The organism is Sphingobium sp. EM0848, assembly GCF_013375555.1.
Classification (GTDB): Bacteria; Pseudomonadota; Alphaproteobacteria; order Sphingomonadales; family Sphingomonadaceae; genus Sphingobium.
In genome coordinates this window covers 66,170-85,123 of record NZ_JABXWB010000003.1, presented here as the reverse complement: position 1 = coordinate 85,123, position 18,954 = coordinate 66,170, and the positions used below count along the sequence as shown (strand labels likewise).

Sequence of the window (18,954 nt, the reverse complement as noted above, 5' to 3'; positions counted from 1 at the left end):
GCTTCAGATCGCGAGCATCAAGTAAGCGAACAGTCCCGCGATTGCGACGAGGGTGATAGTGTAGCTGATCGCGCCGGCGAGGGTCACATTCCCGTTTTCGTCAATTGGAGGCGACATGGGCTCGATGCCATCATCGACATATTGGATGATGGGGCCACCGAGCCGATCCCTCGTCAGGGCGTACATGTCCATATCTATCTTAAGCATTGGTGCCTCCGAGCTTCGATCAATAGGCCATTCAGTGTTTATTTTCAATTGGATACAATTGATCTGAGCTGAAAAGTGCCGACGCCGCGCGGTCTGCGCTTCCTCGTTCCATCCTAGCCAGTTTCGTTGCGGGTTCGGGCTAGACACGTGAACCTTCACTGGCCTCTGCGGGGAATAATGAGACCAGTGCGCGGGTGGGCGAAGACAATTACTATGCAGCCCTCGATAACCTCGATATGGCTGCATAGCCCCATGGGAAATGCCTCCTGAAAAGCCGGGGCGCTTCACAGAGCAGGCCCGCGACGTCTTTCGGGCGGCCAAGCCGGCCTCAACGCGCAAGGCCGTCGCTCAAACGTGTTAGCGCGCGCTGTCGATGATCGAGCCGCCATCGGGCGTAAGACTGGACCCGGTGATGAACTGGGAGTCCTTACTCGCGAGGAAGAGCACCACAGGTGCGATATCGTCTTCCGGCGATCCGTAGCGGACGAGCGGGTTGGTCGGTGCGGGCACATCGGCTTCAGGACCCCAAGTCTCCGCCACGGGCAGGACATTGTTGACGGTGATCTTGTCTGCGCCCCATTCGCGCGCGGCAGTTCTCGTGAGCGCCCGCACGGCTTCCTTGGCCATGTTATACGGACCCATGCCGGCCATGCCGATCACACCGGCCATTGAGCCGAAGTTGATGACGCGCCCCTGCTCGCTTGCCTTGAGATGCGGATAGGCCGCTTGCATTAAGCGCAGATAGGCGATCGGTCCCATGTCGAAGTTGCGCTGCAACTGATCGGTCGAGAGCTCCAGGATCGACGCGTAAGGAATAGCGGGATCGAAAGCGTTGTTCAAAAGGATGTCGAGACCACCGTAGGCGGCGACAACTTTCTCCACTGCGGCCTTGACCTGGTCGGCGTCACCGATGTCGGCGGGCACGGCGAGCGCCGTACCGCCGGCGGCCTCGATCTCCGCGACGACCGCCTCGACGCTGGCCGCTGTTCGGGACAACACCGCCACTTTGGCGCCTTCGGCGGCGAAGAGCTTGGCCGTGGCGCGACCGATGCCGCGCGTGGCGCCGGTGACGAGCGCGATTTTTCCGTTCAGTCTTCCCATCATTATCTCCTATTGTTCAGTTGAGGGTGCTGTTTCAGCGCAAAGCGGTATGGGCATAGGGCGACGGCACATCGCGAGCGGCGTTCTGCGTCGTGAACGAGGCGGCCAGCAGCACAAGGCCGATCAGCGCCGGCAAAGCGCCCATGGGCTTGCGCACGCCGATGTGCGCCGATCCGGACAGCAAGAGGTGGAAGAAGATCCCGGCATAGGCCAAGTCGCTCAGCGGAACGCTGACCCGCGACAGAATTGCGGCAATGCCTGCCACTTTCACAACGATCATCAGCGGCACGAGGTAAGGCGCTGGATAGTTGAGCTCGGCGAGGGTCTGCCAAACCCAGGCCGCTTTCGTGGCGTATAGAAATGCCGAACCCAAATAGAGCAGAGACAGCAATGCCGTACTGATCCAATAAATGGTTGTTGCTGTCATAGTCTTTCCCGCTCGGCCGACTTCCAACGTGACGAGCCGGCCGATCTTGCGCCTCATTCACTTGCTCATTGGCTTTCCCGCCGAGAGCATGTATAAGATATTAGTTGCAGCATTAATATGCGCAAGTAGAATGAATAATTGACAGTAAGTATGGAAAATAAGACTAATGGCCGGTGACGATTTCACCATGCAGGACGAGATGCGCCGCGCGTTCTCGATGCTCTCGGGCAAGTGGAAGCTGGAGATCATGTGGCTGCTCAATCAGCGGGTTCACCGCTTCGGGGAGCTGCGCAAGGCGATCCCCGGTATCACCCAGCACATGCTGACCGCGCAGCTGAGAGAACTGGAAGTGGACGGTCTGATCTCCCGCACAGTCTATGCGGAAGTGCCGCCGCGCGTGGAATATGAAATGACCGCCAAGGCGCGTGGCCTGGGGCCGACCATGGAGGCGCTGGCCGCTGCTGATGTCGTGCGTGTAGCCATCGCGCAGGTTACGTGCGCCGACCAGGCGGATGGCGACGTCCTCGCCCACGGGCAAGTTGACAATCGCCTGCAACCGCCGCTGATTGTAATTGCCGACAGTCGCCTCGACCTCTCCAAGGGCGGAACCCAGCACGGGCTTCTTGGAAGAAACCAGGATGGCACCGGCAGTGGCATTCCGGCCGAACAGCGTGCCTTGCGGGCCGAGCAGCACCTGCACGTTTTCCAGATCCACGAATGCGCCAGTCGTACCGATGGGGCGGGGAACATAGACCTCGTCCGCATAAAGAGCGACGGGACTGTCCTGGCCGATGGGCGACTCTGTGGAGGAGATGGATCGCAACTCGAAGGAAGGCGCTTGGCGGCGCTGGGCCGAAGAGGAAATCTTGAGCGTCGGCACCACATTGACCAGATCGGTAGCCCGCTGTACGCCGCTGCTTTCCAGCGTCTCGGAACTAAACGCCTGGACCGCGATGGGGACGTCGTTCAACCGTTCTTCACGCCGGCGTGCCGTGACGACGATATCCCCGACCGACTGGCGGGTCCTTCCGGCGGCGTCTAGCTGCTGTACCTGCTGGGCTTGGGACGGAGTGGCGGCGAGACAGCCGGTGATCAGCACACCCACCGACAGATAATTATGCGGACAAATCGTCATCATGCGTTCTCCCCTTAATAATTGTATTATTTTTTTGCATGCCTCAACGGGACGGTTCGCATGTGTGGGCATGGTTTCGACTGACTCGTAAACTGCCTTGCAGGTCGATAGACTATAGTTTCGCTAACAGCGTCCGCAGGTGACAGATCAAATTCTGTCAGGCGGTGAGAGGTCGAGCTTGGCTCGGCCGTACATCTTCCGTCTGACGAGTTTAAGGTTGGTGATCAGGCCTTCGGTGTCCCCGTTTTGACCAGCTCGACGCAATCGAGGGCTGTTGCCTTTTGTCTCCGACGCTCGCAGAACAGCTAATTGACATAGAAGAAAAATGTGAACTGGATTATCGAGTAAAAAATATGATGTCCTGATTGTAGGCGCCGGACATGCAGGCGCGCAGGCAGCAATATCGCTGCGCCAGCTTGGCTTTGAAGGGTCCGTCGCGATAATCGGCGACGAGAGGGATCCGCCTTATGAACGTCCACCGCTCTCCAAAGAATATTTCGCAGGCGACAAGAGCTTCGAACGCATTCTGATTCGCCCTGCTGCCTTCTGGGCAGTCCGTAACATCGATTTTCTGCTCGGTCGCCGGATCGAGAGCGTCGATCCAGCGGGCAAGTTCGTCACTGCGGGTGCTGAGCAAATTGGCTATGGCAAGCTTATATGGTGCACGGGCGGATCGCCGCGGGTACTGAGCTGCAAAGGCGCGGACGCAGAGAATGTCCATGCGGTACAGCGTCATGCCGACGTAGACGCGATGATGGCCAAGATCGACAGGATCAAGCATGTCACTATAATTGGGGGCGGGTATATCGGACTGGAGGCGGCGGCAGTCCTCTCCAAATTTGGCAAGACCGTCGTGTTGCTCGAAGCGCTCGATCGGGTGCTTGCGCGTGTCGCGGGCGAAGAACTCTCCCGTTTTTATGAAGCCGTGCATCGCGCTCATGGGGTCGACGTGCGCACGGGCGCGCGGATGGAATGCATAGATGTGACCGATGGCAAGGCAACGGCCATCCTCATGGCTGACGGGGAGCGCATCGAAACCGACATGGTGATCGTGGGGATCGGCATTGTGCCTGAAACTGCCCCGCTGACTGCAGCGGGCGCCGCGGGCAGCAATGGCGTTTATGTTGACCAATATTGCCGCACCAGCCTGTCGGACATCTATGCTGTGGGCGATTGCGCCACGCACGCGAACAGCTTTGCGGGCGGCGCACAGATTCGGTTAGAATCCGTGCAGAACGCCAACGACCAAGCAAACCCACATATTGGGCAAGGAAGAGGCATATGAGGCAGTGCCTTGGTTTTGGTCGAACCAATATGACCTCAAGCTTCAAACCGTTGGGCTTTCAACCGGATTCGACCAAACCGTCTTGCGCGGCGATATGGCAACTCGCAGTTTCTCCGTAGTATACCTGATAGCCGGCAAGGTTGTGGCACTCGATTGCGTCAACTCGGTCAAAGATTATGTTCAGGGGCGGGCACTTGTCATTGAGGGTGTAGAAATCGCGCCGCAAAGGCTGGCTGACAGTTCCATTGCGCTGAAGGACATGGCACCCGTTTAGGCGCGGCCGCCGAGGCGGATAAAACGTTTGGCCCGCCCCGTCGGCAAGCGGATCGCGTCTGATGTTCTGAGCAGTCTGCGAAAACGTATGCGGCCTTTCGACGCGAGGTCGTTTGCAGGATGGAGATCCGCGCGTTGGCCGTCGCAAGCCCCGACATCGAGTGCCATTTTCGTTCCGTCGTTGCCACTGCCCCGCGCCGCCGATCTCCGGAAAACTACAGTTTACATGGACAGTTGAGGCATTAATTTTAACATAATGCGGATTATCAAACTTTTATCGTGTAAGCGCCGGATAGAAATGACACCCCTCTGCTAGATAGAAATGACACCCTTGGGCGTCCTTAGCAGAGCTCGGTGGCATGGTCCTCCTGGCAGTTCGGGAGGACGCGCTTATGACGGTGGTGGCGATGAGCCATGGCGAGCTTTCGCGGTTTGATACATTGTCGCGTGTGGATCGCGGCGAACTGCGGGTCGAGGATGCTGCGCAACTGCTGGGCTTGAAGCGCCGGCAGATTTTCCGGTTGCTTGACCGACTGCGAACCGAAGGCGCTTCAGGCCTGGTGTCGCGCAAGCGTGGTCGGCCGAGCAACCGGCGTCACAGCGATGCCTTTCGCGAGCGCGTCCTTACGATCGTCCGCACGCATTATGCGGATTTCGGACCGACCTTGGCCCGAGAATATCTGGCGGAACGTCACGACATTTCGGTGGGCTGTGAGACGCTGCGGCAGATGATGATCGAGGCGGGAATCTGGCAGGATCGCGCCGCCCGTCGTTCTCGCCCCTATCAACCGCGTCACCGGCGGGACTGTCGTGGGGAGCTGGTCCAGATTGACGGTTCGAAGCATGATTGGTTCGAGGAGCGTGGCCCGAAATGCACGCTGCTCGTCTACATTGACGACGCGACCAGCGAGCTGCTGCATCTCCAGATGGTCGAGAGCGAAAGCACCTTTTCCTATATGGAAGCGACGCGCGAGTATATCGAGCGGCACGGCAAGCCGGTGGCCTTTTATTCCGACAAGCACTCGGTCTTCCGCAACGCCAAGGCGACGGCGAAGGGCGATGGCATGACGCATTTCGGCCGCGCGCTGGATGCGCTGAACATCGAGATCATCTGCGCCAACTCGCCACAGGCCAAAGGCCGGGTCGAACGAGCCAACGGCACATTGCAGGACCGGCTGGTCAAGGCGATGCGGCTGGAGGGCATCTCGTCGATCGAAGAAGCGAACGTCTTTCTGCCAAGCTATATGGTTCGGCACAATCGGCGCTTTGCCCGCCCAGCGGCAGACAGTCGTGATCTGCATCGCCCTCTGGCACCGCAGGACGATCTACGCGCGATCATGGTCTGGCGCGAAAAGCGGAAGATTTCAAAGGCACTGACGCTGCATTACAACAAGGTTCTGTTCATTCTGGAGCCTACTGCGATCAGCAAGGCTCTGGTAGGTAAGCGTGTCCACATCTGCGAATATCCTGACGGCAAGATCGAGATCCGTCATGAGGGGCAGGTCCTTCCCTATCGCCTGTTCGACAAGATGCCCCGGATCAATCAACCGGCCATTGTCGACAACAAGCATCTGGACGCAGCGCTGCTGCTGGCGAAGCAGATCCAGGCGATTGCGCCGCATCACCGGCAGCGCAACAATAATGCCCCTGCCCGCCGTGATCAGCCCGCCCATCTCTTTCCCGAGCCCGAAGCGCCGGTAAAGGGTGATCGCCGTCGCCTGGGCGGCCCAAAACTCAAGCGCGGTCCACGGCTCAGCCGGGCCGAGCTGCAAGCGCGCGGCACGCTGGAGTTTGTGAAAGTCCGCTGAGACTGTTCGACCGGTTTTGACCGAGCCCGCTGCCTGCGCAGCGGGTCCATGCCCTTCTCCTCCATGTCACGCCATCAGCAGGGTCTGCGCTGCGCTAAGCCGATGGCTCCACGCAGCCCCTGCTGTCCTCAAAGGGTGTCATTTCTATCGGGGACAGAAAGTGTCTTCTCTATCCGGCAGGAACATATCGTTTTTTATCAACGGCTTACGAAATTGCAAGTTTCGCGCTTGGTCGCCAATCGGTCAAGCGGCTGGCATCACCCTCTTCATGTAAGCGTCAAAGAGCGGCACCGTGAAGGCCGTATCTCCATGCGCGGGGCTGTACAGCATGCCTTTGGCTATGAGGCTGTTGCGCGTGGGCGCAAGGGTAGTGACTTTTCCGCCCATCGCTTGAGCAATATCACCGGACCGATGTGGACCGGGTCCAAGGCTCGCCATCGCGCGCAAATAGCGCTTCTCAGCCGGTGTAAGGCGGTCGAACCGCACGCGAAAAAAGCTGGCATCCAACTCGGCCAAGGCACTTTCGGTTGCGGCCGCCACGTCCGCCGCGGTTATTGGCGACGCATCGGCACAATCCCAGCTATGCTTCCCCCACTCCTGCAGAAAATAGGGATAGCCCTGTGTCTGCTCAAGGATCGCGATCAGTGCTGCATCTTCGATGGATTCTTCCTCACGCTCTATCGGCAGGCGAATAGCGTCGCGAGCAGCAGGAGCATCCAATGGACCCACCGCAACAAATTCAAACAATCGCTCCGCATAAGATTTCGCGCGACCCATTTGCCCGAGCAGCTGCGGCAATCCTGCGGCCAGCATTGTGACCGGGAGCTGCTTTTGACTGGCCCGGTGAAGCGCGCTGATCAGCGCGGCAAGCTGTTCTTCGGGAACATATTGCAGTTCGTCGATCACCAACACGACAGCGCTTTTACGTTCTTTTGCCGCTTCGCCTACGGTCACAATCAAGTCCGCAAGATCAGCTTCGAGATCGCCGCTGTCGGCAAGACCTGGCTCTGGCTCGAAATCGAGCGCCACTTCAAGATCGTCATATTTGACCTTCAGTTTCGCAAAGCCCGCTAATGCTTGCAGTGCGCGCTTTACGCCTGCCGACGCCTGTTTAAGCCGATCCAACCGCAGCAATGCTGCCCGCAACGCGGGCACAAGAATTCCAGGCAATGATCTGTTTTCAGGAGCCTCGATGGCGACAATCGTCATCCCCTCCCCCTCTGCTCTATCCCGCATCGTAGATAGAAGGACGGTTTTGCCCACACCGCGCAGCCCGTAAAGAATACTGGGTCGCGCAGCTCGACCCATCCTAATTCGGTCGATCGCTACGGCATTGCGTTCGAGCAATGCACTCCGGCCGGCGAGCTCTGGCGGGGGCGTACCTGCGCCCGGAGCGAACGGGTTTCTACGAGCATCCATAGCAAGCTTATGTCAGTTTATAGATTTCTTGTAAACTCACTAAAATCCCTATATTCATGTCCCATGCGTGGAGCCGCGTCGGGCTAGGGACACCCCTTCAAAGAAATGGTCGGCGAACAGGCCCGCAAGCGCGAGTCGTTACGCGACCAGCCTGTCCTCATTCCATACCGCTTCGAGAAATTCGGCTACCGCTTCAGCCTGTTCTGCCAAATGGGCACGCGGGCCACCAAACAGCCTTGCGAGACCCCGGACATTTACTCCGATATCATCCTGACCTCCCAATGGTCGATGCCTATCCCTTCCCAGTACGCTTGGGGAGGAATATGGTCGCTGTCCAACGACTCGAAGGAGTGGTCGTAATGAGGACATCCGACGGCGCCGGCTATCTGCTACCACCACCTCACGAGACGCGAAACGCGATCGACATCCTGGTTCGGGAAGGCCCGGAGTCCATCACCATTCAAAGAGATCTGGTCATCCGCCGTTGCGCACGCGCCATGGCGACCATGCGTCCCCCCTCCAATTTCCACTGACCAGCCGGTCTGCTGAGGCGCTTCGCAACAGGACACTCCAACACCCATCAATGGCGTTGGAGCGCCCGCTTAACCTCGGGCGTGATCGTATAAACCGCCTCCCGTTGCGCACCGCGATTGGGATGGTCGATCCGGTATCCCTGATAGTGACGACGAAGGAGACCCGCCCGGACCAGATCCGAGACAACCCGGCTCACATTGCTCCGGCCGGACCGCAATATTCGCGACTGGACTTCCGCTTCGAGCCGCCGTTCGATGTCTTGGGGATCGTCTGCGCTACCGGCATTCGACACCAATCCGGAACGAACCGTTTCGATCATCGCGCGCCGTCGGCAATCCCGCTGCGCCAGCGGCGCCAACGCCTGGCACAGCCAGTCACGCACCGGAACCCTACCCTGCTCTCCTCGTACATAAGGCCCAACGCTGCCATTGCTACCGGCTTCCTGCGCGATGAGTTTCAGGACCAGCAGCGCATAGCGCGGGCGCTTGGAAACGATTGATATCCGCTCCACCAGGTCCGGAAGCGCAACCCGCACCGCCGGCCGAGGTGCCGTCGGCGCGATCTGCGATGGCTCGAAGAGATCGGGTTGATAGAACATATCAGGAATCTAGCACATGCTGAGTCGGTGTGAATCCCCCTTTGCAATCTCACCGAACAAAAAGCATGGATGACACTTTACCGGCCCAGACCCCCTGTTTTCGGGCAAATCCCTCTTCCGGCCGGAGATTTTCCATCCTATGCACGCAACTCCACCAGAGGGAGCCTGCACATGAACAACACGGATCTCGCTGAAGCCCTGGCCGCCGATCATGGCCTCACCAAGGCTGATGCCCGCAAATATGTTGACTCGGTCTTCACGTCGATCGCCTCCGCCGCTGTCAAGGGCGACGAGGTGTCGCTGAACGGCTTCGGCAAGTTCAAGGTCAAGGACAGCCCGGCCCGGGAAGGCCGCAACCCCTCGACCGGCGCGACCATCCAGATCGCTGCTTCGAAGAAGCTGACCTTCACGCCCGGCAAGGCGGTGAAGGACCAGCTCAACGGCTGAGTTATAGGCGCCGCCGATCTCGGTCGGTGGCGCTCCTTCCCTTGTAAAGATTCACCCATGACACTTTAGCGCGCAGCAGCGCAAAGTCGGTAAAATGTCACACGTGCCACTCACCTATCACAAGTCCAAACCCAGGCTGCGCTCTGGCAAGGGCTGCAAGATGTCCGCACGATCCAGCTTATCGGGCGCCTGGCCCGGATCGCTGGGCTGGCCAGCGGCGGCCGAATTGCTGTCAGACAGCGGCGGCAAATCGGGCGGCAGGCCGGCCGGATCGCCCCCGCTCGGCAAAGTGTCGCCATCGATCGGACCGGGATTGAACGGTTCGCGCGGCGCGCCCGCCTTTTTCCCATCGATATCGAGCCGCCCCACGGTTTCCAGCGAAGAGGTCTTGTTGCCGGGATTGTGATCGAGCTGGCGCGCCAGCTTCTCCTTGTCGTCCACGATCATGGTGAGGTCCTCCCGCACACGGGTGACGCCGACATTGAACAGCCGCTGGTTGGAGAGATTGCGCTCCTGGCTGGACATGACCGTGATCGCCTTGTCGGTGGTGATACCCTGCGCCATGTGCATGTTGAGGCTGTAGGCCAAGTCCAGCCGGGACAGCATGGCATCGCCGACCGGCAGCGTCAGCCGCTTGTCGCCGCCCAGATCGACGGTCACGCCATTGGTATCGACACCGGCCACGCGCGCGGTGGCAGCGTTGAGCAATTCCCGCGGCTTGTCGTTGGCGGTCCAGCGGATCATGTCGCCCTCGCGCAGGGTGAGGATTTTCGTCTCCGAGAGCTGGAGCCGATCGCGCGTCTCGGTGGGCGACAATTGCTGTGGATAAAAACGGATCTTCTCCCGGCCCCGCAACAGGTCGATCCGGCCGTTGGCATGGACCTTGGTCACCTGGTAGCGTCCGCCCTCAAGACCAACATCGCGGGCGCCGCCGCGCCAGACCTCCAGCGTCTGACCCCGCTGATAATTGGCGGCATAGCGCAATTCCTCCCGCGTCATGTTGACGCGCTCATAGACGAGGAGACGAATGGCCTCTCCTTTGAGCGTCCCTTCGCTCGCCAGTCCCGCCTGGATGCGCTCATTGATGATCGCCCGCGCCTCGCGGCCCGAAGCGAACACGGCGGTTACCGCGCGCTCCTCCGGCGGCAGGGCAAGCCAACGATCCGCTGCATCCAAAGCCGGCCCATCGGACTCGATGACCTTGTCGCCCAGCACCCGCATCGCCTCGCTGGACTTGCCCCGGCTGGCAAGCTTGGCGACGATCAGCAATTTTTCCTCCTGGGATGTGAGCGGCTGGCCCGGTTTACCGATGCGGACATTCTGGTCCATACGCGCCATGGTGCCGCCTCCCGCCTGGATCATGGCAAAAGCCTTGCCGGCATCGATGGACGATAGCTGCTGGCGATCGCCAACCAGCGCCAACTTGTCGATGCCGAGCGCGTCAACGATCTGGTGGACCTTCAGCATATCGTTCGACGACACCATGGAGGATTCATCGACCAACAGGGTCGCACCGGCGAGCCTGGCGCGTGCCTCCTCATAGGCAGGGCCCTCCCGCCAGGTCACGAACCGGTGGTTGGCAAGGACGAAGGAGGCGATGGTCTGCGCCTCGATGCCGGCACCCGCCTTCATGTCGGCAACCATCTTGTTCTGGAAGGCGAGGCCCAGGATCGTCCGGCCCTCGGCTTCTGCCACCCGTGCCACAGCGGACAGCATCGTCGACTTGCCCGCACCGGCATCGCCCTGCACGGACACCGTGCGATCGGAGGAGGGGTGACTACACGAAAGTGACGCATCCGCACGCTAAGCGCGAACGTATGGTGAACGTTACGCGGCGAGCAACGAACTGATGGCGCGCAGTGGCCGCAGGACATCCGGATCGGGCCGATCTTCAACATTCCAGCTATAGTCGCCGGTGAGCGAGATATGTTCCCAGCCCAATGGCGCGACGTGACGTGCGATTTCGTCGGGCGTGCCGATATCAGCCAGCGCCACTTCGAGATAGCGGGTGTTCCACAGGATGATGGCGGCGACGAGCAGGTTGAGGCCGGAGGCGCGATAGGTCTGGTTCTCGAACCGCCGATCACGCAATTCGCCGAGCTGGTTGAAGAAGAGCGCGCGTGCGAGCGCGTTGCGGGCCTCGCCCTTGTTGAGGCCCGCCTGGGTACGCCGGCGCAGATCAATGTCGCGCAGCCAGTCGAGCATGAAGATCGAGCGTTCGAGGCGGCCCAGCTCGCGCATCGCGAGGGCCAGTCCGTTCTGTCGCGGATAGGCGGACAGGCGGCGAAGCATCGCCGAAGCGGTGGCGGTGCCGGTGCGTATCGATGTGGCGAACCGCAGCAGTTCATCCCAATGCGCCGCGACATGACCCAATGCGATCGGTTCGGCCGTCATGCCGGCAAGCAAGGGGCCGGCTTCCTGGCCGGGAAGGAGGTGCAAACGACGCTGCTTGATGTCGCGCAGGCGCGGCGCGAAGCGGTAGCCGAAGAAGGGCATAAGGCCGAACACATGGTCCGATGCACCGCCTGTATCGGTGTAGTGCTCCTCGATTGTCAGGCCGGTCTGCTGATACAGCAAGCCATCCAGCACATAGGGAGCTTCGCCGGCGGTCGCCGCGATTACCCGGGTCGCGAAGGGGTCATATCGATCCGAGACATGGGTGTAGAAGGCAACGCCCGGTTCGTTGCCGCTGCGCGCGTTGATGTCGCCGATTGCGGCGCCACGGCCCCCGGCATGGAATTGCTGTCCGTCGCTCGACGAGGTGGTGCCGTCTCCCCACAGCGCGGCGAGCGGCATGGCGCGATGGGCGTCGATCAGCCTTCCCAGCGCTTCACCATAGGCGGCCTCGCTGATGTGCCAGTCGTGGAGATGGGCGAGCTGGCGCAGGCTTGCGCCTCGGCAGGTTTCCGCCATGCGTGTGAGGCCGAGATTGATGCCATCGGCAAGGATGACGGTGAGCAGCGCATTGCGGTCGTCGGCCTCCCGGCCCGAACGCCGATGGATGAAGCATTCGCTGAACCCGGTCCAGGCATCGACCTCAAGCAGGAGATCGGTGATCTTCACGCGCGGCAGTCGGTCATAGGCAGCGCGACGGGCAATCTCGGTGGCGGGTGGCGTTGCCGCTTTCAGCGGCGAGATGATAAGGCCGCTTTCGTCAAGCCTGACCTGGGGCAGCTCGCCCTGTCGGGCGAGGACCGTCACCTGTTCGATCGCCGTGTCGAGCCTGGCGCGCCTTTCCTCGATATGACGATCGAAGTCCGTTTCGATGGCGAGCGGCAACGGCCCCTTCTCGCGAAGCGCGTCGAAGGTGGCCGGCGGGATGAGGTAGCTATCGAAATCGCGGAACTGGCGGCTTCCCGAGACCCATATGTCTCCCGCTCGCAACCGCTCCCGTAGCTGGGACAAGGCGCATAGTTCATAGGCGGCGCGATCGACGATGCCGTCCCGCAGGACGAACGGCCGCCATGCGGAGGGCACAAAGCGCAGCGGCACGCGATCAGGCAAGCGCCGTTTGCCGGTCCGGTATAGCTCCGCGATGATGGTAAGCGCCGACAGGAGTCCCTGCACCGCACCGGCGCCGCGAAATTCGAAGGTGTTGAGAAAGGCACCGGCAAAGAGCTTCACCGTGCGATGCCGCTCGATCAATTCAGCGGTGCGATCGACGGTTTCCGGTCGCCCGAGTACTTCGGCCCGCGCGACCGCCACGGCGAAGCGCTGCCAATCCAGCGCCTCGATCTGCGCCAGAGAGTCCACACCGTTGGTGCGCGCTTCGATGAGAATGCGGCAAGACCCTGTGAGCGTCCGGAGATGGCCTTGCAACTCGCGCACCGTCTTGAGGGCTTTGTCACGGGTCCGGTTCTCGGCGCGACGCGACATGCTGCCCAACAGCTTGTCGAACATCGTCAGGGTGGCATCGGTCAGGCTTTCCTCAAGACGGATGCCCTGCGCCGCCAGCGTCGCATGGCGGCGCAGGGCATTGAGTTCGCCAAGGTGCTGGGGTGTGATCCGGCTGCCTTCGTCCGCCAGCCTGTCAAAAGTCAAAGCCGGGATCATGTCGGCACGGGCGCGATCGAGATCCAGCGCGCGGATATGAGTGAGCCGTTCGATCAGGCGTAGGATGTTGCGCGCTGCCGGCGACTGTGGTGCATTGCGCAGCCAGGATAGCCATGTCGCGGCTTGCCCTGTTCGTCGGGCCAGCAGATCGTCCAGCCCCTGCAGCGTATCGGGCCGCAGGCCGTTCGTGAGCACTTCATAGGTAAGCTGTTCGGCCTGCTGGCGAGCACGCCGGAGTACCGCTTCGAGAACCGATGAAGAAGGCAGGAGGATCTGCCGGCGCCGAAGTTCGTCAACGATGACCCCCGCCATCTGGCCGGGGTGGACGATGGTCTGTGCGATCGGGATCGAGAATGCGACAACTTCGTGGAAAGCCTTGCGGTCGAAAATCCTGAACCCGTGCGATCGTCGGATTTCAACGAGATGTTCGCGACGGGTCTGGTCCCGATGGGCATAGTCCGCGAAGGCTTCGGGCGCGACGCCGAGTTGCTGCGCCACATAGGCGAGCACAGGAGCGGGCGGGACTTCACCCGCTTCCAGCGCACGGCCAGGCCATCTCATATAGAGTAGGAGCATCGCGTAGCCGAGCCGGGTGGCATCGCCGCGACGGCGGCCGACAATTTCCAGGTCGTCACCGGTCAGCGTATAGTGCCGCGCAATCTCGCGCTCATCGAGCGGCGCGCCATAATGCCCTGCCCAGATTTCCGCGCTCACCAGTCGCCGTCTCGCCAAGCACTATCTCCTTCCGCGTCCTTGTCCGTCAGACGGTCCTCTGGCGGCCAGCAGGAATATGTCCGTTAACTCTGGACCTATAACGGCGATTCGGACAAGATCAGATAATGATGGGAAAACGGACAGGATTGGGCTGCATGTGGCGTTGATCGGCTATGCGCGCGTCTCGACGGCAGACCAGAAGCTCTCACTCCAGCTCGACGCGCTGAACGCGGCCGGGTGCGACCGGATATTCGACGATCACGCATCTGGTGCAAAAGCCGATCGGCCCGGCCTGGCCGAGGCGCTCGCCTATCTGCGCAGCGGCGACACGCTGGTGGTTTGGAAACTCGACCGTCTTGGGCGCTCGATGAGCCATCTGATTGAGAAGGTCGGCGAGCTAGCGACGCGAGGTATCGGGTTCCGCTCGCTCACCGAGAACATCGACACCACCACTTCGGGCGGGATGCTGGTGTTCAACATCTTCGGCTCGCTTGCCCAGTTTGAGCGCGATCTGATCCGGGAGCGCACCCATGCAGGCCTCAAGGCCGCTCGCGAGCGAGGTCGCCCCGGTGGGCGGCGGCCAGTGGTCACACCTGACAAGCTCCGCAAGGCGCGCGAACATATCGCTTCCGGCCTCACAGTTCGCGAGGCCGCCGCGCGCCTCAAGATCGGCAAAACCGCCCTCTACAAAGCCCTCGAAGCCACGGAGAAGAACACAAAGTCCCAGCGTTCCCGGTCCGTTCGCTCTTAGCGTGCAGATAAGTCACTTTCGTGCAGTCACCCCGAGGAGGCGATGATCAGCGTGGCCGATGCCAGCTGGCCGGGATTGAGTGGCTTCTCGCTGACTTCCTGGAGCCGGGCCGGCGCGGCGGCGGAATCGAGCATCGGGATCGCCTTGCCATTGCCCGCTTCCATGAGGGCGAGGATCTTTTCCTCTGTCTGGAGCGCATCACGGGTGGTCACCATGTCGGAGGCACGGCCCACGCCGCGCAGGAGCAGACCCTTGTCGACCAATTGCTCGATCCGCCGCTCGACATGCTCGATGGTGACACCCTTCAGCCCCAGATCGAGCGCGGTCTTGGCGATCTTATGCTGTTCGAACGCCGCCTCGCGCTCGGAATGGATGCGCACGGCCGAGGCGACCACAAGCTGAGCGCGACCGGCGGCCGGGGTTTGAACGATGCGCGCGAGCCGGTGATCGACGAGCGGGTCATCATGGCCCAGGAGTGACCCGAGCTTGGCCATGGCGGTCTCGACGGCGTCTTTGACCGCCCGATAGCCCCGCTCCAGCGGACCCTCCGCCTGAATGACGCCGGCCCGCGCAAGGGCGGCATCGGCCAGTTCCTTGCCGGTAAAGCCAAGGCCCTCAGCCTTGTCCTTCCAGCCCTGCACAAGCGCCGGCCTGTCACTGACATTGAGCTTGGGGGCGCGGCTGTTGATGGTGATCTGGTCCCGCGCCTTGTGCGAAGTGAGGTCCAGTCCCGCGACCTTCTCCAATATGGTCGCGCGGCGCTGACTGAACGCCTCCAGCACCGCCTTCGGCACACCCGCTATCTCGAATGTGCCATGCTTGCCCTTCAGGTCGAGTATATAGCCAAGCTTCTCAATTTCGGCGCGCAGAAAGGCGTGGTAGATGGCGCCGATCACGCTGTTGTTGCTCCAGATCTTGTCCGCATGGAGCGCCTGCCATTGGCCGTCCAGCATCTTCGTCAAATTGGCGATGACGGCATGAACATGGCCCTGGGGATCGAGCGCGCGGCTCGTATCATGTTCGAACAGGGCATAGACCAGATTGCCCGTCGCAACCGGCACCTTCCTTCCCTCCACATCCTTGCGGCCCTCGGCAAGATTCTTCTCCACCCACACCATGGTCGCCTGCACCGCTGTCATATTGGCGGTGAGGATGCGGCGGTCGCCTGCCACATAGGCCATGACCGAGGCGGACTTGGGCATGGAGAAGGTGAGGTCGATACCGGCTCGCCGATTCTCGACTTGCGCCACCTTCTCGCCAGTGGGCAATTCCCCGTTGAGGATGGCCTCGAAACTCTCTTTGCCGACCTCGCCGGAAAGACCAAGGTCCCGCGCCCCCTCCCCGGCCCAGAGGCTGGCCTCGGACGAACCCTCAACCGTGTAATAATTGTCCTGCGCGAAATAGCTGGCGGCGCCTGACGCGGAGCGGACGGGAGCGACCGAAAGCATCGATCAGATCCCCATGTCCAGGTTATCGTCGATGCCGCCGGAGAAATCCTGGCGCAGCTCGACGAGCGACTGATCCTCGACTGGAGCTGCCTGCGGAGCGTTGGGTTCGGCGCGGTCCGCGGTACGGTCGCGATGCTGGAGATCGGTCTGCTGCATGCCACCCCGCTGCGCCTGCGAACCACCCTCCTTTCCGTCGCCCACCAGCGCAGACGGTGCGGCCGGGCTGACCCGATCACCATGCCCCTCCCCTGCCCTACCGGCTGCATCAGCATGCTCATCTTCCACGCCGTCGGTGAGGATGCGGGCAGCCAGTTCTTTTGCGAGATTATAGGCCGGGTCGAGCACATCCTCCGCAACCTGCGCGGCCCCGTCCCGGCCGCCCGCCTCCCCTTCATCCTCCGCGAAATAATCCTCCGGCCGCCTATTTTGCACCGGTTCAATATGGGCGCGGCGCACGAAGCCTTCGGCAACCTTGGGATAGGCTTTCCACTGGAGAAGAACCCGCGCCGCCGGAAAGCCCTCGGGGAATTTCACGAAGCCGTGGAGGGCAGGCAGGTTGGTGATGTCGTCGGGGAGAACGAGGGGCTCGACCTGCTTGCGCGCGGTGAGCGTCGAGGCGTCGCGGGTCTGGTTGTAGCCATAGCTGTACGCCTCATCCATCTGCCGGACTTCGCGGCTGCCGATATAGTGCGAACATTCCTCGGCGGTCTTGATATCGCCGGTCGCGAGGATCAGCTTGGTGCGCGCCAACGACGACAGGTTGCGCGCGCCTTCCTCACCATAGACCTCGACCAGCTTCTGGAAACTGTGGAGCCCCAGGATCATCGCCCCGCCGAAATTGCGGGCCGTCTGCAGCCCCTTTTCGATCGCGGGCAAGCGATGCAGCGCGCCGACCTCGTCGAACAGGAACCAGGTGCGCAGCGAGCGCGTGCGCGGCAGGGTCATCAGGCTGTTGATGGCGATGTTCATCCAGAGCGTCAGCAGCGGCTTGTTCATCTCCAGATCGTCATAATCGGAGGTGACGAACAGGATCGATCCGGGCGCCTTGTCTGCGGTCATCCACTGCCGGATCGAGAAGGGCTCGCCCTCGTCCGGCAGGAAGCGCAGCACCTGCGCATTGGTGTTGAACACCGCGCGAATGGACTCGGCCATGCGGGCGGCTTCGGGCGCGGTCAGCGGATCGGCGATGGTGTTCGCAAGGGTGCGGTGGACGCGCTTCAGGTCCGCGGTCATCAGGTTCTCCGCCAGAGCCAGATTGCTGGTCTGGCCGCGCTCGATGAGCCGCATGCACATTTCTATGAACAGGGTACGAGCAGCGAGCGCCCAGAAGGGCTCGGACGAGCCCCCGTCGGAGGGGATCAGGGCGACGGCGGCCGAGGTGAAATGGCTGTAGGTCGAGCAGTCGTTGAAGATCGACCAGGCCGGGCAGCGCACGTCCATCGGATTGAGGATCGTGTCGCGGTCGGGATCGTAGAAGGCCTCGACATAGGCGCCGGTCAGGTCGAAAACGACCGCCGTATCGTGGCGCTGGCGCATCTGCGTGATGAGGCTGCGCAACTGCGTGGTTTTACCCGCGCCGGTGGTGCCAAGCAGCATGGCGTGGGATTGCTCCATCCGATGCGGATAGGAGATACCGGCGAGCGAATAGGGATGATGAATTCCCCTCGCCTTCCGCTCCCCAAAGGGAAGGTTCAAAACCTGCTCCGGCGTCATGCCGGGACAAAGCTCGGCGACATCCTCTTCGAATGCGGCATGGTTATGCTGGTCGACCTCCGAACGCAGCAGTTCGACATCGACCAGCATGGCGCCGCGCTCATGGCGCTCCTCCAATATGGTCTTGCCGCGCCGGCGCGACATATCGACGAACCAGATGGCGATTGGCACGGCAAGGAACAGAGAGATGAGGACCGAGCCGAACAGCCCGCGCATCGCCTCGGCCCAGGCCTGCTTCACCTCCGGGATCGCGGGCACGACCACCATGATCGTGCGCAGGATCTGACCGCTGGGCAGGGTCACATTGACCCGCTTGATGGGGCTCAGACCCACCCAGTTCCAAAGCTCGGCATAGAGCTTCATGCAGATCATCTGAAAACCATGCTCGTCGAGCTTGATCGACATGATGGCGAACCACGACCCGACGAACAGCAGGAACCACAGGATGATGGGCAATTTGACGCCCGAAAACCACATCAGCATCTCATGGGTGACGAGCTGGCTGCCGCGGGTAAAATTACCCGAGTTGCGCTGCACTTTCCCGCGTGCCGAATGATGGGTCAGGGGCACGGCCTGGCCGTTGGAGCGGATGTCCTTACGCGCCATGATATTGCACCAGGCGCTTGTCGGTTTCCGCGATGATGCGGTCCCGCAACTGGGGATATTGTTCGCGGACAATGACGTCCAGGGCGAGGTGCTGAAACTCGGCGATGCGGGCCAGCCGCCGCTGCGAAAGACTGCCCTGTTTATGACTGGCGAGATAGGCCTCGACCGCGCTCCGCAGGACTTCGGCGGGCGTCATATTGCTGGTGCCGGCAAGGGCACGAATTGCTGCCCATTGCGCGTGGTTCAGCCGGATCGTTGCCGGGTGATAATCTCTGCTCAAAGCCCAAGCCTCCTTGATGGAGACTGGTGGGAAATGCGGAAAGCACGTCGGCTATAGCATGGGCATGACGACACAACAAGGAAAGCGCGCGCGCCAACTTGCGCGGTGCTGCGAGCACCGCTCGAAATCGCTGAAATCCGGCAATCTCGAAGTCC

General features: G+C 61.4%; 13 protein-coding genes and 5 pseudogenes. 7 read left to right on the top strand and 11 right to left on the bottom strand.

Translation table 11 applies throughout. The annotated features are described in order from the left end of the window. Positions 1–3: 3 nt before the first annotated feature. From HUK73_RS16565 to HUK73_RS16555, 3 genes are all read right to left on the bottom strand, one after another. The gene (locus HUK73_RS16565; RefSeq protein ID WP_176593131.1) at positions 4–207 is read right to left on the bottom strand and encodes a hypothetical protein; all 204 of its coding nucleotides are present in this window, start codon (positions 205–207) and stop codon (positions 4–6) included. Positions 208–564: 357 nt separating this feature from the next. After that, positions 565–1,311, bottom strand: coding sequence for an SDR family NAD(P)-dependent oxidoreductase (locus HUK73_RS16560; RefSeq protein WP_218036634.1), 747 nt, complete (start codon positions 1,309–1,311; stop codon positions 565–567). A 31-nt stretch (positions 1,312–1,342) separates the two neighbouring features. Continuing rightward, positions 1,343–1,792, bottom strand: a complete 450-nt coding sequence (locus HUK73_RS16555; protein ID WP_218036633.1) for a DoxX family protein — start codon at positions 1,790–1,792, stop codon at positions 1,343–1,345. Between the two features lie 109 nt (positions 1,793–1,901). Between HUK73_RS16555 and HUK73_RS27235 the strand changes: the two are divergent. Next, a pseudogene (locus HUK73_RS27235) lies at positions 1,902–2,132 on the top strand (winged helix-turn-helix transcriptional regulator); the annotation flags it as partial. A 255-nt stretch (positions 2,133–2,387) separates the two neighbouring features. On the opposite strand, the pseudogene HUK73_RS27230 reads toward HUK73_RS27235, so the two are convergent. After that, positions 2,388–2,870 (bottom strand): annotated as a pseudogene (locus tag HUK73_RS27230) (TonB-dependent receptor plug domain-containing protein); the annotation flags it as partial. 361 nt (positions 2,871–3,231) lie between these two features. Between HUK73_RS27230 and HUK73_RS16545 the strand changes: the two are divergent. Together HUK73_RS16545 and HUK73_RS16540 are read left to right on the top strand one after the other, a co-directional pair. Then, a pseudogene (locus HUK73_RS16545) lies at positions 3,232–4,429 on the top strand (NAD(P)/FAD-dependent oxidoreductase). A gap of 391 nt (positions 4,430–4,820) precedes the next feature. Then, positions 4,821–6,236 carry an ISNCY family transposase gene (locus HUK73_RS16540; RefSeq protein ID WP_176593265.1) on the top strand — a complete coding sequence of 472 codons (1,416 nt, stop codon included), beginning with the start codon at positions 4,821–4,823 and terminating at the stop codon, positions 6,234–6,236. Positions 6,237–6,479: 243 nt separating this feature from the next. Here HUK73_RS16540 and HUK73_RS16535 read toward each other — a convergent pair whose 3' ends face one another. Then, on the bottom strand, positions 6,480–7,544 hold the full coding sequence (locus HUK73_RS16535) for an AAA family ATPase (RefSeq protein WP_369805552.1): 1,065 nt from the start codon (positions 7,542–7,544) through the stop codon (positions 6,480–6,482). A 216-nt stretch (positions 7,545–7,760) separates the two neighbouring features. Here HUK73_RS16535 and HUK73_RS16530 point away from each other — a divergent pair, with 216 nt between their 5' ends. Together HUK73_RS16530 and HUK73_RS16525 are read left to right on the top strand one after the other, a co-directional pair. Beyond that, positions 7,761–8,015, top strand: a complete 255-nt coding sequence (locus HUK73_RS16530; protein WP_176593129.1) for a hypothetical protein — start codon at positions 7,761–7,763, stop codon at positions 8,013–8,015. Then, positions 8,015–8,188: a hypothetical protein gene (locus HUK73_RS16525; RefSeq protein ID WP_176593128.1), complete on the top strand. Its 174-nt coding sequence runs from the start codon at positions 8,015–8,017 to the stop codon at positions 8,186–8,188. The genes HUK73_RS16530 and HUK73_RS16525 overlap by 1 nt, the downstream gene beginning before the upstream one ends. A 47-nt stretch (positions 8,189–8,235) precedes the next feature. On the opposite strand, the gene HUK73_RS16520 is transcribed toward HUK73_RS16525, so the two are convergent. After that, the gene (locus HUK73_RS16520; protein WP_176593127.1) at positions 8,236–8,787 is read right to left on the bottom strand and encodes a hypothetical protein; all 552 of its coding nucleotides are present in this window, start codon (positions 8,785–8,787) and stop codon (positions 8,236–8,238) included. Positions 8,788–8,958: 171 nt separating this feature from the next. On the opposite strand from HUK73_RS16520, the gene HUK73_RS16515 reads away from it, so the two are divergent. Continuing rightward, positions 8,959–9,234, top strand: a complete 276-nt coding sequence (locus HUK73_RS16515) for an HU family DNA-binding protein (RefSeq protein ID WP_046765924.1) — start codon at positions 8,959–8,961, stop codon at positions 9,232–9,234. A gap of 117 nt (positions 9,235–9,351) precedes the next feature. Here HUK73_RS16515 and HUK73_RS16510 read toward each other — a convergent pair. Both HUK73_RS16510 and HUK73_RS16505 read right to left on the bottom strand, forming a co-directional pair. Continuing rightward, a pseudogene (locus tag HUK73_RS16510) lies at positions 9,352–11,004 on the bottom strand (ATP-dependent RecD-like DNA helicase); the annotation flags it as partial. 57 nt (positions 11,005–11,061) lie between these two features. After that, the gene (locus HUK73_RS16505) at positions 11,062–14,019 is read right to left on the bottom strand and encodes a Tn3 family transposase (protein WP_011627729.1); all 2,958 of its coding nucleotides are present in this window, start codon (positions 14,017–14,019) and stop codon (positions 11,062–11,064) included. 139 nt (positions 14,020–14,158) lie between these two features. On the opposite strand from HUK73_RS16505, the gene HUK73_RS16500 reads away from it, so the two are divergent. Further along, entirely contained in the window at positions 14,159–14,752 is a 594-nt protein-coding gene (locus tag HUK73_RS16500; RefSeq protein ID WP_013039114.1) for a recombinase family protein, read from the top strand. Positions 14,753–14,784: 32 nt separating this feature from the next. Here the strand turns inward: HUK73_RS16500 and mobF are convergent. From mobF to HUK73_RS16485, 3 genes and pseudogenes are all read right to left on the bottom strand, one after another. Then, positions 14,785–16,200 (bottom strand): annotated as a pseudogene (mobF, locus tag HUK73_RS16495) (MobF family relaxase); the annotation flags it as partial. A gap of 3 nt (positions 16,201–16,203) precedes the next feature. Next, on the bottom strand, positions 16,204–18,519 hold the full coding sequence (locus tag HUK73_RS16490) for a type IV secretion system DNA-binding domain-containing protein (RefSeq protein WP_176593124.1): 2,316 nt from the start codon (positions 18,517–18,519) through the stop codon (positions 16,204–16,206). Beyond that, positions 18,509–18,799, bottom strand: coding sequence for a hypothetical protein (locus HUK73_RS16485; RefSeq protein ID WP_176593123.1), 291 nt, complete (start codon positions 18,797–18,799; stop codon positions 18,509–18,511). Before HUK73_RS16485 ends, HUK73_RS16490 begins: the two co-directional genes overlap by 11 nt. Between the last annotated feature and the right edge of the window lie 155 nt (positions 18,800–18,954).